The sequence below is a fragment of the Embleya sp. NPDC050154 genome (genome assembly GCF_044460165.1).
In the GTDB taxonomy this organism is placed as follows: domain Bacteria; phylum Actinomycetota; class Actinomycetes; order Streptomycetales; family Streptomycetaceae; genus Embleya.
On record NZ_JBITJP010000009.1, the window covers coordinates 35,608 to 49,683 of the forward strand.

Genomic DNA, 14,076 nt, shown 5'->3' on the forward strand with positions numbered 1-14,076 from the left:
GGGGTCGTGCGGGCGGGGCTGCTCAGTGCACGTGCCGCGGGCCGTCGGAGACCGGCGGCCTGCCCGCCGGCACGAGTACGACCACCACGAGCGCCGCGACGAAGGCCGTGCCCGCGCAGGCCCGGAACGCGTCGGTGTAGCCGTCGACGACGCCGGCATCGGCCCCGGCGACGAGGCTGGGCGCGGCGATCGCCGACGCCAGGGCGACGCCGAGCGCGCCGCCGAGTTCGTGGAAGGTGTTGACGACCCCCGAGGTGATGCCCGCCTCGTGGTGTCGCACCTGGGCCATCGCGGTCGTGGTCGCCGCGACGAATGCGGGTCCCACGCCGGCCGCGGCCAGGGCCAGTCCGGGGACGATGTCGAGCGTGTCGCCGCCGTGAGCGGGCAACCGGCTCAGCCACAGTGCCCCGGCCGCGGCGACCGTCAGGCCGAGGGCTCCCACCGGCCGGGCGCCGAGGCGGCCGACGAGCAGTCCCCCGACGTGCGCCCCGAGGGTCACCGCGACGGCGACCGGGAGGAAGGCCGCTCCGGTGCGCAACGGGCCGAATCCGAGCGTGTGTTGCATGTAGAGCGAACCGAGGAAGAACAGCGGGATCATCAGCGCGCTCGCCACCGTCATCACGAACGCGCCGGAGACGACGGGCCGTCGGGTCAGCAGCGCCAAGGGCACCAGTGGATGGCGGGTCGCGCGTTCGACGAGCACGAAGAGCGTGTACCCGACGGCGGCACCGGCCAGCGGCACCAGCGTCCGGGGCGACCCCCAGCCGGCCTCGCCCGCACGGGTCACACCCAGGATCAGCGCCACGGTGCCCCCGGTGGCCGCGAGCGCGCCCGGCAGGTCCGGACGTGCGCCCGAGGCGACCCGCACTTCCGCCGGTATCACCGACACCGCCAGGACCGAAACGATAAGGCCGATGGGGACGTTGGCGAAGAAGATCCATTCCCAACCCGGCCCGGCGGTCGCCAGTCCGCCGACCAGGACCCCGGCCGCCGCGCCCGCGCCGCCGATCGCGGCCCACACCCCGAGCGCGCGGTTGCGCTCGCGGCCGTGGAAGGTGACCGTCACGAGCGCGAGCGCGGACGGCGACAACAGCGCGGCAGCGGCTCCCTGGGCGACGCGGCCGGCCAGCAGTACCGCGCCGTTGGGCGCGAAGCCGGCGGCCAGCGACGCGGCGGTGAAGACGGCCAGGCCGAGCAGAAATCCGGTCCGCCGACCCAGCGTGTCCGCGATCCGGCCGCCGAGGATCATCAGGCCGCCGAAGGTGAGCGCGTAGGCGGTGACCACCCAGGTCAGGGACTCCCGCCCCAATCCCAGGTCCGCGCCGATGCTCGGCAGCGCGACGTTCACCACCGTGACGTCCAGGATCAGCATGAACTGCGCGACGCACACCAGGGTCAGCACGAACCACCGCCGGCTCGGCGCGGACTCGTGTGCTGCGTCGTGCGCGTGGTGGTCGGCGCCGCCGCCTGTGTGGTGGACGCCGTGGGTTTCGTGGGTCAAGGTCCGCTCCTTCGCCGCCGACACGGGCCGCCGGGCCGGCCTTCCGAATCCGGGCCCGTCGACACATGCCGATATCCCGTACAGGTGTGTACGGGATAGCGAACCGCATGCATCGAACGTGTACAACCGTGTTCGAGTTAGCTGCCCGACCCGCGCGTCGAGCGGAGTTTGCCCCGGCTCACGGGTGCGTTCGGGACTCGCTCGAATCCGGCCCGGCCGGCGGTGTCGGGGGCGTGTGCCGCGCGTCCCTGCGCCACAGGGCGCTCGGCCACCACATGCGTTCGCGGAGGTCGAGGATCAGCGCGGTGACGACCACGGAACGCACCACCAGTGTGTCGACCAGCACACCCAGTGCCACCGCGAAGCCGATCTCGGCGAAACCGACGATCGGCAGCGTCGCCAGGGCGGCGAAGGTGCCCGCGAGGACCAGACCGGCCGAGGTGATCACGCCGCCGGTCGCCGCGAGGCCGGTCAACGCACCGGTCCGGGTGTCGCTGCGGATGCTCTCCTCTCGTACCCGGGTGGTCAGGAAGATGTTGTAGTCGATACCCAGCGCGACCAGGAAGACGAAGACGAGCAGGGGGAAGGAGGTGTCCTCGGCGGGGAAGTCGAAGATGTGCCGGAACACCAGCGCGCTGACACCGAGCGCCGCGGTGAACGACAACACCACCGTGGCGATCAGCACCACCGGGGCGACCACGGCCCGCAGCAGCAGCGCCAGGATGATCAGCACGACCGCGAGGATGACCGGGATCAGCAGCTTCTCGTCCCGCACCGACGCCCGGTTGCTGTCGAGTTGGGCCGCCGTACCGCCGCCCACGAGCGCGTCGGCCCGCGGCACCGCGTGTACCGCGGCACGGGCGTCGTCGACCGTGTCCTGGGCCGCGCTACTGTCGGCGGCGTCGGTGAGGGTGGCCTCCAGGTACGACCGCCCGTCACGCTCCGCGGGAACGTCCGGCGGCACCACGATGCTCTCCGGCACCACGCCGGGTACGGTCGCCAACGACGCGCGGACCGCGTCCAGGGATGGTGTGTTCGCGACGACCTGGAGCGGCTGCCCGGTACCCGCCGGGAAGTAGCGGGCCTGCACCGTCTGGCCGACCACCGAATCGGGTTTGCCGGTGAAGCTCTCGGCGGTGGTGAGCCCTTCGGCGTTCAGCGCCAGCAGGCCGAACGACAACGCGCCCAGGGCCGCGACGGTGCCGATCCACACCGCGCGCGGCCGGCGGGCGATGCGCTGACCGGTCCGGGCCCACAGGCCCGTCTCGGTGGGCTCGGGCGAGCCCAGGTGCGGGATGACCGGCCAGAAGATCCACCGCCCGAGGATGAGCAGCACCGCCGGGAACAGGGTCAGCATCACGAGCAGGGCCACCGCGACGCCGATCGCGGCGACGGGACCCAGGCCGTTGGTGGAGTTCATCTCGGCGGCGAGCAGACACAGCATGCCGAGGATCACGGTCGAGGCACTGGCGATCACCGCGGGGCCGGCCCGATGCAGGGCGAGCGCCATCGCCTCGTGTCGATCCTCGTGACGGCGCAGTTCCTCACGGTAGCGGGCGACGAGCAACAGTGCGTAGTCGGTGCCGGCACCGAACACCAGGACGGTCAGAATGCCCGCGCTCTGCGCGTTGACCACCAGCGACGCGTGTCGGGCCAGCACGTAGATCAGCGCCTGCGCGACGAACAGCGCACCGACCACACACACCACCGGGACCAGGAGCAGCGTCGGGCTGCGGTAGGTGAACAGCAGGATCACCACGACCACGGCCAGCGCCGCGAACAACAGGGTTCCGTCGATGCCCTCGAACGCCTCGTTGCTGTCGGCGGCGACCCCGCCGGGGCCGGTGATGTGCGTTTGAAGGCCGTTGTCGGGGTTGTCGTCCAGGACCGCGCGGATCTCGTCCACGGCCTTGCTGATGGAGTTCCACCCGTTGTCACCGAAGGTGATCGGCACCAGGACGAGCGCGGCGCGTGGTGCCTCCGTCCGATCGAGGATGGGGCCCTGCACCTGGGCGCCGACGATCCCGTGAGCGGTCAGGGTGCGCATCTGTGCGGCGTCGGAGGCGATGATCCGGTCGTCGGCCGGCGTCAGACCGGACGAGCGCGCGAACACGACCACGGCTGAGACGTTCTGCGGCAGGAAGTCCTTGGACTGGTCGACGACCTTGGTCGACTCGGCGTTGCCCGGCAACCACGCGGAGGCGTCGTTCTTCTCCGCGTCCGTCAACTTGCTTGCCGCCGGCCCGGCCGCGGCGAGTACCACGACCCACAGCACAAGGATGATCCACTTGGCGCGCCGACCGCATACCAGCCGCGCGGCTCGCCCCGCTCCGCCCATCGTGGCCACCTCCACCGCTCGAACGTGATGTGATGTGGTGTCCCCCGAGGTGCACTCTCACCAGGATGGCATCGGGCCCTCGATCACGCGCCCGCTGGAACCCTCCGCACGAGCGGAACGCTGCGAACAGGCGCCCCCGGTAGGGCGATCCGCGTCCGGCGCGGGTGGGGGCGACCCGCCTGCGGCACGGCGATTCGCCGATCGTTGCCCGCCGCGCGACCGTGGAGGACATGAGCGACAAGGCACACGGCCACTTCGATTTGGTGGTCCAGGCGTATCCCCCGGGGCAGCCGTACCGACTGGTGATGCTCGCCGACGGCTCCTACCGCCAACTGCACAGCCGTCGCGAACTCGACGAACTCGCCGCGCATCTCGGCCTCGACCCCACGGACCGCGACCGGGTCGCGTGGGAGGGCGGCGACGAGTGGCCCCGGAGCGACGCCCGATGACCCGACCACCCTCCGCGTGACGGAGGGCACGCGGTGTAGCCAAGGGCACACGGACCGAACCCTCGACGACTCATGATCGAACCGGTTGTACGAGACGGAATCACGCCCGACGAGGCGATCGAGGCGATCGAGAATCCCGCCGGCGACCAACTCATCGTCGGCATTACCCCACTTCGTTCATATCGCGAACCAGTTCGAGCAACGTGCTCGGGTCTTTGGAAGTCGGATCCTTCACCCGATTTCCCTTTCCCTACCGAAATTTCCCCGGGAAGACGCAAAGGATCCGGTGTCGGTTCGGCGTCGCAGCCATCAATTCATCGATACCTGGGGCGCGAACCTCGAATCGAAAGGCCTAGCGCGGTGAGCGTTCGGATCCGGACACGGAGCGGGCGAACTCGATCGGACGTCCCGCGCATCCCGGCCGTATCAATCCCGGGGGAACGTCCGCGACAAGTAATCCCGGCAAAGCGATCAGGAACGTTTCCCCGTCGATCCGCGGCGTCCGCGGCAAACCACGGATGTCGAATCCTCAAATTCAGCACAGATCCAACGAACCTGTAGCCCGCCCTGGTTAGTGTTCGCGGTTCCGAGCCGACACATCGGGGGAAGCGAGGATCCGGGGACGTGACAGCCATCTGTACCCATGACCGTGACACCGGCAGCCAGGCACACCCGACACCCGAGAGCGAACTCGCCGAACTCGCCGAACTGGTCTACCGGCGCTACTCCATGCAGTTGTTGTCCTTCTGCCTCAAGCTCACCGGGGGAGACCGACCGTGGGCCGAGGACGTCGTCCAGGAGACCATGCTGCGGGCATGGCGCCACGCGGACTCGATCGCCGACGCCGCGTCGGACCTGATGCCATGGCTGGCGACGGTGTCGCGCCGAATCGTCATGGACGATCGTCGTGCGCGCCGCGCCAGGCCGCAGGAGTGCAGCCCCGAACCGCTGGAGTACGTACCGGCCGACGACCAGTGGGAACCCCTGCTCTGGAAGATGGCCGTGGCCGACGCACTGCCCTCGCTCACCGACGCGCATCGCGAGATCCTCACCGAGACGGTGTTGCGCGACCGTGGACTCAAGCAGGCCGCCGAGATCCTCGGCATCCCGGTGGGAACGGTGAAGTCCCGTATCCACTACGCGATCCGAGCCCTGCGTCAGGCTCTGGACGAGGGCAGTGCAGGATGAACGCGGCGCAGGGGGAGCGCAGCGCACGATAGGCACTCGGGATTCCATGGTGTGTCGCCCGAGAGGCGCGGCGCCGCGACCGGGTGATCCCCTGGAAGTCCGTTGGGAGGAGTTACCCGGCACATGAGGAACACCGATCCGCTCGACTTCTTCACGAACCACCGTGACACGATCCTCCGTTGGGGCGGCATCTCCGCCGCCGCCCTGGTCCTCTTCCTGATCATCCGATCCATCGCGATGCGATTCGGTGGATGGAAGGCGGCATCGCGTCGCCTGGGTCGGGAAATCGCGCTGACGGCATACGCGTTCGGTGCCCCGATGCGGACCTGGCTGCGCTACCGACGCTCGGTGCGGCTGCTGGTGGGGCGATTGGGTGCGAGCACGACCTGGCGGGACGCGGAACGTGCCCTGGTGGCGGCCAAGTTCCCCGCCGCTCCCGGTCAGCCGTACGCCGCGGTCGTCGGCGACGAAACGGTGACGGTGCTGTTCGCCGCCGCCGACATGCCGCCGCCTTCGGGCCTTTGGCAGCCGGTGCCGGACGACCCCTGGGCGTGGACGGCCTCCAGGGCACAGCTGCCGTCGGTCACGCCGGACGCCGAGGGAAGCAGACCGGTCGTCGTCGCCTTGGGCGAGCGCGACCGGGACTGTGTGTTCCTCGACCTGGTGGTCGGCCCGCCGATGGTGTGCGTGCAGGGCGATCCTCGGTCGGGACCGGCACTGTTCCAGGCCGTCGCGGCGCAGCTGGACGCGCGGCTGCCCGGTGGACAGGTCGTGGTCGCCGACGGGGTGCACCGCGACGTACCCGGAGCGCCGGTACGGGACGCGTACCGGGCCGCCCGCGCCACGCCGCCTCGACTGGGCCTGCCGGTGTTCCTGGCGACCCCGGAACTGCCCGACCCATTGCCGCCCGAACTCGCAGAGCCGCAGGGCGATTCACCCTCCTTGCGCGTGCTGCTCGGCGGACCGGGGCGGAGTCATGTACGGACGTTGTTGACCGATGTGCACGGTCGAGTCGCCGTACCCGGAACCCCGTTGGTGGTCTCGTGCAACGCACTCGGGGCTGCCCTCGCCCGGGTACTGCCGACCGTTCCGCCGGTGCTTCCGCCCGTCCCCGCGCCGGTTTCCCGGTCCGGAGCGGGTCACGCCGAGTGGTTCACGGAGGAGGAGAGCGGAACCGCGCTCGCGGAACCGCAGGCGGCGCGGACGGCAACGGTGGATCCGGTGACGACCCTGGAACCGGCCGGAACCATGGCGTCCGCGGTCTCGGCACGTACCGCCGTCTCGGAGCCGCCCGCGCGATCGTCGGGCGGACAGGCCGCTCCGGGTACGTCCCGGCCGGCGGCGTGGAGCACACGCCCCGCGTCGCCTGTCGCCGACGCGGGCCCCGTGCCCGCTCCTTCGGTCGGCGAACCGGCGGCCGGGCCCCCCGCACGAACGTCGACCGCGACGGTGTCGGCAACCCTGGCATCGGACCACGAACCGCCGTTCTCACCCGCCGTGTCGGCCCGAAGGAATCCGACGTCGGAGCGGGAGCCGGAGCCGAAGCCGCCGACTCCGGACGACGGTCCGAATCGGGCTCCCGTCCCCGACCCGACACCCGAGCCCGAACCGACACCGCAGCCCGACCCGACACCCCACCCCGAACCGACCCTCCAACCCGACCCGACACCCGAGCCCGAACCCACCCACGATCCCGACCCGGCACCCGACACCGACCCCACGCGAGAGCCCGACGCCGCGAACCGCCCGACGGTCGGCCCCCGGCCCCCAGCTCCCCCCGCCCCGCCGTCATAGGCCCCGCCACCGCTTCCCGACCGTCCCCCGCGGTCCCTGCCCACCCCCACCCCGCCGTCTCGCCGTCTCGCCCTCCCCGCGAGAGAGTTGGATGCCCGTGAATCTCGCCGTCACCACCACCGATCCGCAGGGCCGCCGCGCCGATCACCTGCTGGACGTCCCCGATTCGGCGACCGTCGCCGAACTCGGTTCAGTGCTCGGTGCCGCCGACCTGTTCCTGGGGAGTCGACGGCTCAACCCCGACGTGCGCGTGGGTGCGAGCGGCATCCGCACCGGGGCGCTGCTCGGCCTCGACGCCCCCGCGCCGACCGAGACGGCGACGCGCGCGTGGCGACCGCCCGGGTCGGATCCGGTGCTCGTCACCGTGCGCCACGTGTCGGGCCCCGGTGCGGGTCGGGTGTGGCGGCTCGGCCCGGGGCGTCACGAGGTCGGCACGGACCGGGCGTGTTCGTTGCGCCTGGACGGCGGCGAGGCACCCGCGCAGGGCACGTGGATCACGGTCGCCACGAACGGATCCGTCGCGGTCGCGCTGCCGGAGGACGCGGACGAGGACCGGTGCGGCCTGCGCAGCCTCACCCCGCCGCCGCCCGTGGATCCGATCACCGGTACGCCCCTCACCGCCGAGGAGCCGGCCGGGACGCAGGAGGGCGGCCCCGGCGGGCATTCCACCGAGCCCGCGCCACCGGGGCCGGACGGGCTGCCGAGCGTGCCGCCGTTGCCGCCGATCGGTTACCTTCCACCGCCCGACGACGGCTCGCTCCCCTGGCCGACGTACGCCGACCTGTCGCTCGGCGACCATCTCCTGCGCCTGGGCCCGCCGGACGAGCCCGAGGCGGCGGTGCGCGCGTCGTCGGACGGACTCGGCGTGGAGTACAACCGACCGCCGCGCATCGCGCCGCACCTGGACGGCGAGTCGATCCGGATGATGGGTCCGCCGACCGACAATACCAAGCGGCCGTTCCCCTTCCTGATGATGATGGCCCCGCTCGTGATGGGCCTGGCGATGATGTTCCTGTTCCGGAGCCTGTTCTTCGTCGTCTTCATCTTCTTCACACCGATCATGGCGGTCGGCAACTGGGTCTCCGGTCGGCGCAGCGGGCGCAAGCAGTACGAGGAGGCGAAGCGGGTCTTCCGGATCCGCCGGTCGGCCCTGGAACTGGAGATGCGGCGCGCGACCGTGGAGGAACGCGGGCTGCGCAACTCGACGTTCCCGGATCCCGCGGCGGTCCTGCTGACCGCGACCGGGCCGGGCCTGGGTCTGTGGCAGCGCCGCCGCCGGGACACCGACCACATGACCATCCGGCTGGGCACGCTCACCCGCGCGTCGCTCAAGCGCATCGACGACCAGGCGCGCGAGACGCACTACCGGCAGGTCAACTGGCGCCTGGCCGACGTGCCGTTCGGTGTGGAGATGGCGGACTTCGGCGTGCTGGGCATCAGCGGTCCCGGGGCCGCGCCGCGCCGGATCGCGAGTTGGGCGGTGATCCAGACGGCCGTGCTGCACAGCCCGCGCGACGTGCGCATCGTCGTGTTGACCGAGGACGAACACGCCGACGCGTGGCAGTGGGTCCGCTGGTTGCCGCACCTGCGGCCGGGCCGGGCGGGCGCGGCGGTGGTGGGGCTGGGCACCGATCCCGAGAGCACCGCGCATCGGGTCAACGAGTTGATCGCCGACATCCAGACCCGCGTCGACTCCGCGCAGTCGGCGCTGGGCCGCACGCTGCTGCGCGTACCGGACGTCCTGGTGATCCTGGACGGCGCCCGTCGGTTGCGCGATGTGCCGGGCGTGATCGAGGTGTTGACGACCGGACCGGCCGTACGCGTGTTCAGTCTGTGCCTGGAGGAACGCGAACACCAGTTGCCGGAGGAGTGCACGGCCGTGGTGACCGCGAACGGCGCTCGCCTGAACGTGAAGGCGTCGCACGTTCCGGAGGTGGCGGACGTGCGGGCCGATCTGGTCGACCCGGCCTGGTGCGAGGAGGTCGCGCGGGCGATCGCGCCGATGCGCGACGTCAGCGTGGAGAGCGACTCGGGCCTGCCGGCCGAGGTCGCGCTGCTGCCGCTGATCGGCCAGGAGCCGCCGGACGCTGACGTCGTGGTGGGCGAGTGGGCGCGCCGCCCGGCGTCCACGACGTTCGTGCTGGGCTCCGGGTACGAGGGCACCCTGCGGCTGGACCTGGTCCGCGACGGCCCGCACGGCCTGATCGGCGGCACCACCGGCTCGGGCAAGTCGGAACTGCTCCAGACCGTGATCGCCTCGCTCGCCGCGGCCAACCGGCCCGACGAACTCACCTTCGTCCTGGTCGACTACAAGGGCGGCAGCGCGTTCCGCGAATGCGCCGAACTGCCGCACACCCTCGGCATGATCACCGACCTCGACGGCCATCTGGTCAAACGTGCCCTGGCCTCCCTGGACGCCGAACTCCGGCGCCGCGAGACGGTCCTGAACGAGGTCGAGGCCAAGGACCACACCGAGTACCGGATCAAGCGCTCGCGCGATCCGCGACTGCCCGCGCTTCCCCGACTCATTCTGGTGATCGACGAGTTCGCCACCCTGGTCCGCGAACTGCCGGACTTCGTCCCCGGTCTGATCAGCCTCGCCCAGCGCGGCCGTTCACTGGGCCTGCACTTGCTGCTGGCCACCCAGCGGCCGGGCGGCTCGGTCAGCAACGAGATCAAGGCCAACACCAACCTGCGGATCGCCCTGCGCGTGACCGACCGTTCGGAGAGCCAGGACATCATCGACAGCGGCGACGCCGCCGGGATCTCACCGAACAATCCGGGTCGGGCACTGGTCCGCCGGGGTGAGGGCGCGCCCACGCCGTTCCAGACCGCGTTCGTCGGCGCGGAGCGGCCCGGTGCGATCCCGAGCGCGGTCGCCGAGGCCGCGGTGGCCCGGCCGGTACGCGGCGTGCAACTCGGCTGGCAGCGCCTGGGCCGCCCACTGGACCTCTCGGTCCTGGCTCCGGACTCGCCCGCCGACCCGCAGGAGGGCGGTACGACCACGCTGTCCGAGGAACAGCCCACCGACCTGCGCGCGTTGGTGGACGTGCTGCGCGAGGCGGCGGACCGACTGCCCGACTTCGAGCCGCTGCCCAGTCCCTGGCTGCCGGCGCTCGACAGCCGGCTGCGTCTCGACGATCTGCCGGCCATCCCGGAACCCGAGCCCGGCGCGTTGCCGATGGTCCCCTACGCGCTGCTCGACATCCCGCAGTTGCAGGCCCGACGGCTCGCCGCGATCGACTTTGCGACCTTCGGGCACCTGTACATCATCGGCGCACCCCGCTCGGGCCGCACCCAGGTCCTGCGCAGCATCGCGGGCGCGGCGGCCCTCACCATCCCCTGCTCGGACCTGCACATCTACGCCATCGACGCGGCGGGCGGCGGGCTGGGCGTATTGGAGGCGCTGCCGCATTGCGGCGCGGTCGTCTCGCGCCACGACGCGGAGCGCATGGAACGGCTGATCACCCGCCTGTCCGGCGAACTGACCCTGCGACAGCGGCTCATCGCGCAGCACGACTGCGCGGGCGTCACCGAACTGCGGGCCAAGCTGCCCAAGGACCGCCGCCCCGCGCACCTGGTGTTCATGGTGGACGGCTGGGACGCGCTGAGCAACATGCTCGACGACTACGACGGCGGCCGACTGTACGCCGAATTCGTGCGGCTGTTGCGTGAAGGGCAGGCGGCCGGGATCCACGTGATCGCGACCTCCGAGCGCCTGCTGCTGGGTGGACGCCTCGCGGCGCACAACGACCGCAGACTGTTGTTGCGGCAGACCGACCCGGGCGACTTCACGCTCATCGGCATTCCCCGCAACAGCGTTCCGACGCATGTCCCCCCGGGGCGCGGCTGGTTCGCGCCGGGGGCGGTCGAGGCCCAGATCGCGTTGTTGCCGTCGACCGCCGAGTCGTCCATCGGCCGGCCGTCGATCGATCAGCCGTCGACGGCCTCCGCCGCGGGTGCCGTCGAGGCAGGCGACACCTCCGCGGGCGACCAGAGCGACCAGGCCGAGGCGATGCGGGACCTGGCTCGGCGGGCGACGATCCGCGACAGCAATGTGCCGGGCGTGCGGCGACCGTTCCGGGTCAACGAGATGCCGACGCTGATCGGCTTCCAGGAGGCCCACGACCGGGTGCCGCAGGCGCTGCGCACGCCGCTGCGGGCCCTGTTGGGCGTGGGGGGCGACGCGGTCGAGCCGCTGAGCTACGACTTCTCGGACGGCGCCGGGTCGTTCATGGTCACCGGGCCGCCGCGCAGTGGGCGCAGCACGGCGTTGGCCGCCATGTGCGTGTCGCTGCTGATGGGCGGTACCCATCTGATCGTGCTCACGCCGCGCGACTCACAGTTGCGCAAGCTGGCCGCGCACGGCCTCGCCCAGGTGCTCACCGACCCCGATCCGTCCCCGGAGGAACTGAACGAGGCGTTGGCCGCGGTAGAGGGGAAGCCGGTGGTGGTCGTGGTGGACGATGCCGATCTCATGCTGGCGTGCGACGCCGACTCGGTGCTGCGGAAGTTGGCGACGTCGGGCCGCGACCGCGGGCAGGGTCTGTTGCTGGCCGGCACGGCGGAGTCGATGAGTTCGCTGGGCTGGGTGGGCATGGCCCGCAGGTCGCGCCGCGGCCTGCTGTTGGGGCCGAAGACCCTGGGTGAGGGAGACCTGATCGGGGTCAGGTTGTCGGCCGAGCAGGTGCGCGCGTCACTGGGTCCGGGTCGGGGCTGGACCGCGGGCGACGCGGGGTCGGCGATCGCGGTGCAGGTGCCGCTCACGGTCCTGGACGGCTGACGGGCGGGAGCGCGCACGGCACCTGCGCGCGAGGTGGGGCGGCGGAACGGCGGTGTGTGCGCCGCCCGCCGCCCTTGCGGCGGCTACTTCTTCTGGGCCGCCGCGTCGGCCTGCATCTTGTCGATGGCTTTCCTGATCTCGGTCGTCAGGTTCTCGTCGGAATCCGTGAGCGACTTCGCGATCTCGCGGAAGTTCTGGCCGTACGAGTCGATGTTCTTCGCGGACGACTTCATCTGCGCGCTGAACGTGTTGTATGCCTCCGTCAGGGCGGGGCTGGCCTTCTCGAACACCAGGCCGTCTTGAAGCAGACCGCTCACGGCCGTCTCCAGGTCGCCGAGCTCTTTGGAGATGTCGGCCAGCTTGGCAGCCATTCTCGTTGCGCCGCGGGCGATTTCGTCGACATCGACGTGGATATCGGCCATGAGGTCCTCCCAAGGGGTCGCTGGACGGTTGCTTGCATGGGTAAACGGGCTGCTACTGGGGCGAGTTGACCTTGTCCGCGATGTCCTTGTCCAGGTCCTGCACGGACGTCATGATCTGGCGGAACTGCGTCGCGTAGCCCTTGATGCTCTCGGTGGCCTGGGTGAGCGCGGTGTTGAACTTCTCGTACTGGCTCTGCAACGCCGGACTGGCCTTGGTCAGCACGAGGTTCTGGGTGAGCAGGGTGTCCACCTCGTCCTTGGCCTCCTTCATCCGGGGCACGAGCGTGTGGTCGACACTGTTGTCCAACAGATTGGACACCCGGGTTATCTCGGCGTAGGTGAGTTTGATGTTGGCGGCCATGGCGAATCTCCTCGGTCACGGAAGCGAACGGAATCGGGAACGGGAGCGGGAACGGGAGTCGGTGCGGAGGCGGGTACGAGTGCGCGGGTGAACGCCGGTGGGGCGGGGGTCAAATGATGTGGTTCTTTCCCTTGTCGCCGGTGCCGGTGCCCGTCTTCTTGTCGCGACCGGAGTCGCTGTCGGCGTACGCGGGATCCGGCTTCCACTTGTCTTTCGGTCCGCTCCGGATGTAGTGCTCGGACTTGCCGTCTGCGGTGGAGACCATCGTGCCGCCGCCGTCCTTGTTGATCGTGAAGACGGCCGTACTCGAGGTACCGTCACCGAAGTTGGTGGTGATGGTGTAGTCGCGGACGTCGATCCGGTCCGGCTCGTTGCCCTTGTCGTCGCCGTCCGGGATCTCGACCCATTCCGGCGGGCCCTTGTACGTCGTGATCGTCTCGTAGCTCTGCCCCTGCGCGGTGGTGATCTTCGAGGTCTCCTTGACGACGTTGTTGTCCTTGTCCAACTCGACGCTGACGTCGATCTTGCCGTCCTTGTCCTCGTGGTGGTACGAGGTCGGGGGCTTGTCGTCGGGTTTGGGCGGCTCCTTCCCGGGGTTGGGAGGTGCGCTGTCCTCGCCCTTGGCGATCCACGCGGCACACCACGCCGGGGCGTCCGGGGCGTGGCATACCGACCGGATTCTCTGGTCGGGATGGTCGCGGAAGTAGTCGGTGGCACCGATCGAGGCCAGGTACGCGTCCCACTTGGCCTTGTCCGCCACCCACTTGTCGTGCGTCGCCTTGATGTTCCGCCACTTGTCCAGGCCCAGACCCACGGTCATCAGACCGGCCCCGGCGGCAATCCGCTGGTCGGCGTCGAAGAACCGGTCGGACACCGCCTTGAAGGTGTCCGCAAGCTGGTTGAGACCCTCCTTCGCTTTACCGGTACGGGACTTCGAGTGGCGGTGGAAGCTGTTGAACGCGTACGACAGACTCGACGTGCCCAGACACGCCTTTCGTTCGCCGGCCGCCGCCTCGCCGAGCTCCCGAAATGCTCCGCCACTGCCCGAATCGGCCTGCTTGGCAAGGTTTCGCAGCTTGCTCTGGATCGTGTACAGGTTGTTGTAGTCGACCGCGAAATCGACCATTTCGACCTCCTGCCCCTCGACGAGACCGCGTCGTGCACCGCTCCTCGAACTGCCTTCACTTCTGTACGCGTTGCAACCGATGGAGGTTCAACGACGTTACTCGGAGAAAGATTG

General features: G+C 70.5%; 9 protein-coding genes. 4 read left to right on the forward strand and 5 right to left on the reverse strand.

Annotated elements, in window-relative coordinates:
• Positions 1-22 precede the first annotated feature (22 nt).
• Together ACIBSV_RS20140 and ACIBSV_RS20145 are read right to left on the reverse strand one after the other, a co-directional pair.
• Positions 23-1,501 (reverse strand): MFS transporter, encoded by a 1,479-nt coding sequence (locus ACIBSV_RS20140; protein WP_395864788.1) that lies wholly within the window; start codon positions 1,499-1,501, stop codon positions 23-25.
• A gap of 178 nt (positions 1,502-1,679) precedes the next feature.
• Positions 1,680-3,839: an MMPL family transporter gene (locus tag ACIBSV_RS20145; protein ID WP_395864790.1), complete on the reverse strand. Its 2,160-nt coding sequence runs from the start codon at positions 3,837-3,839 to the stop codon at positions 1,680-1,682.
• A 230-nt stretch (positions 3,840-4,069) separates the two neighbouring features.
• Here ACIBSV_RS20145 and ACIBSV_RS20150 point away from each other — a divergent pair, with 230 nt between their 5' ends.
• The 4 genes from ACIBSV_RS20150 to ACIBSV_RS20165 all read left to right on the forward strand — a co-directional run bounded on the left by ACIBSV_RS20150 (position 4,070) and on the right by ACIBSV_RS20165 (position 12,053).
• Positions 4,070-4,288: a hypothetical protein gene (locus ACIBSV_RS20150; protein ID WP_395864792.1), complete on the forward strand. Its 219-nt coding sequence runs from the start codon at positions 4,070-4,072 to the stop codon at positions 4,286-4,288.
• 624 nt (positions 4,289-4,912) lie between these two features.
• The gene (locus ACIBSV_RS20155; protein WP_395864794.1) at positions 4,913-5,476 is read left to right on the forward strand and encodes a sigma-70 family RNA polymerase sigma factor; all 564 of its coding nucleotides are present in this window, start codon (positions 4,913-4,915) and stop codon (positions 5,474-5,476) included.
• Between the two features lie 123 nt (positions 5,477-5,599).
• Entirely contained in the window at positions 5,600-7,270 is a 1,671-nt protein-coding gene (locus tag ACIBSV_RS20160; protein WP_395864796.1) for a hypothetical protein, read from the forward strand.
• 91 nt (positions 7,271-7,361) lie between these two features.
• On the forward strand, positions 7,362-12,053 hold the full coding sequence (locus ACIBSV_RS20165; protein ID WP_395864798.1) for an FtsK/SpoIIIE domain-containing protein: 4,692 nt from the start codon (positions 7,362-7,364) through the stop codon (positions 12,051-12,053).
• A gap of 83 nt (positions 12,054-12,136) precedes the next feature.
• On the opposite strand, the gene ACIBSV_RS20170 is transcribed toward ACIBSV_RS20165, so the two are convergent.
• From ACIBSV_RS20170 to ACIBSV_RS20180, 3 genes are all read right to left on the reverse strand, one after another.
• Positions 12,137-12,475: a hypothetical protein gene (locus tag ACIBSV_RS20170; RefSeq protein ID WP_395864800.1), complete on the reverse strand. Its 339-nt coding sequence runs from the start codon at positions 12,473-12,475 to the stop codon at positions 12,137-12,139.
• Between the two features lie 52 nt (positions 12,476-12,527).
• On the reverse strand, positions 12,528-12,836 hold the full coding sequence (locus ACIBSV_RS20175; RefSeq protein ID WP_395864802.1) for a hypothetical protein: 309 nt from the start codon (positions 12,834-12,836) through the stop codon (positions 12,528-12,530).
• Positions 12,837-12,945: 109 nt separating this feature from the next.
• Positions 12,946-13,962, reverse strand: a complete 1,017-nt coding sequence (locus ACIBSV_RS20180) for a serine/arginine repetitive matrix protein 2 (RefSeq protein ID WP_395864804.1) — start codon at positions 13,960-13,962, stop codon at positions 12,946-12,948.
• Positions 13,963-14,076 lie beyond the last annotated feature (114 nt).

Bases quoted from the DNA above. Each gene is read 5' to 3' on its own strand.
- ACIBSV_RS20145 (WP_395864790.1), bottom strand. From the start codon at position 3,839: ATGGGCGGAGCGGGGCGAGCCGCGCGGCTGGTATGCGGTCGGCGCGCC.
- ACIBSV_RS20150 (WP_395864792.1), top strand. From the start codon at position 4,070: ATGAGCGACAAGGCACACGGCCACTTCGATTTGGTGGTCCAGGCGTAT.
- ACIBSV_RS20160 (WP_395864796.1), top strand. From the start codon at position 5,600: ATGAGGAACACCGATCCGCTCGACTTCTTCACGAACCACCGTGACACG.
- ACIBSV_RS20165 (WP_395864798.1), top strand. From the start codon at position 7,362: ATGCCCGTGAATCTCGCCGTCACCACCACCGATCCGCAGGGCCGCCGC.
- ACIBSV_RS20170 (WP_395864800.1), bottom strand. From the start codon at position 12,475: ATGGCCGATATCCACGTCGATGTCGACGAAATCGCCCGCGGCGCAACG.
- ACIBSV_RS20175 (WP_395864802.1), bottom strand. From the start codon at position 12,836: ATGGCCGCCAACATCAAACTCACCTACGCCGAGATAACCCGGGTGTCC.
- ACIBSV_RS20180 (WP_395864804.1), bottom strand. From the start codon at position 13,962: ATGGTCGATTTCGCGGTCGACTACAACAACCTGTACACGATCCAGAGC.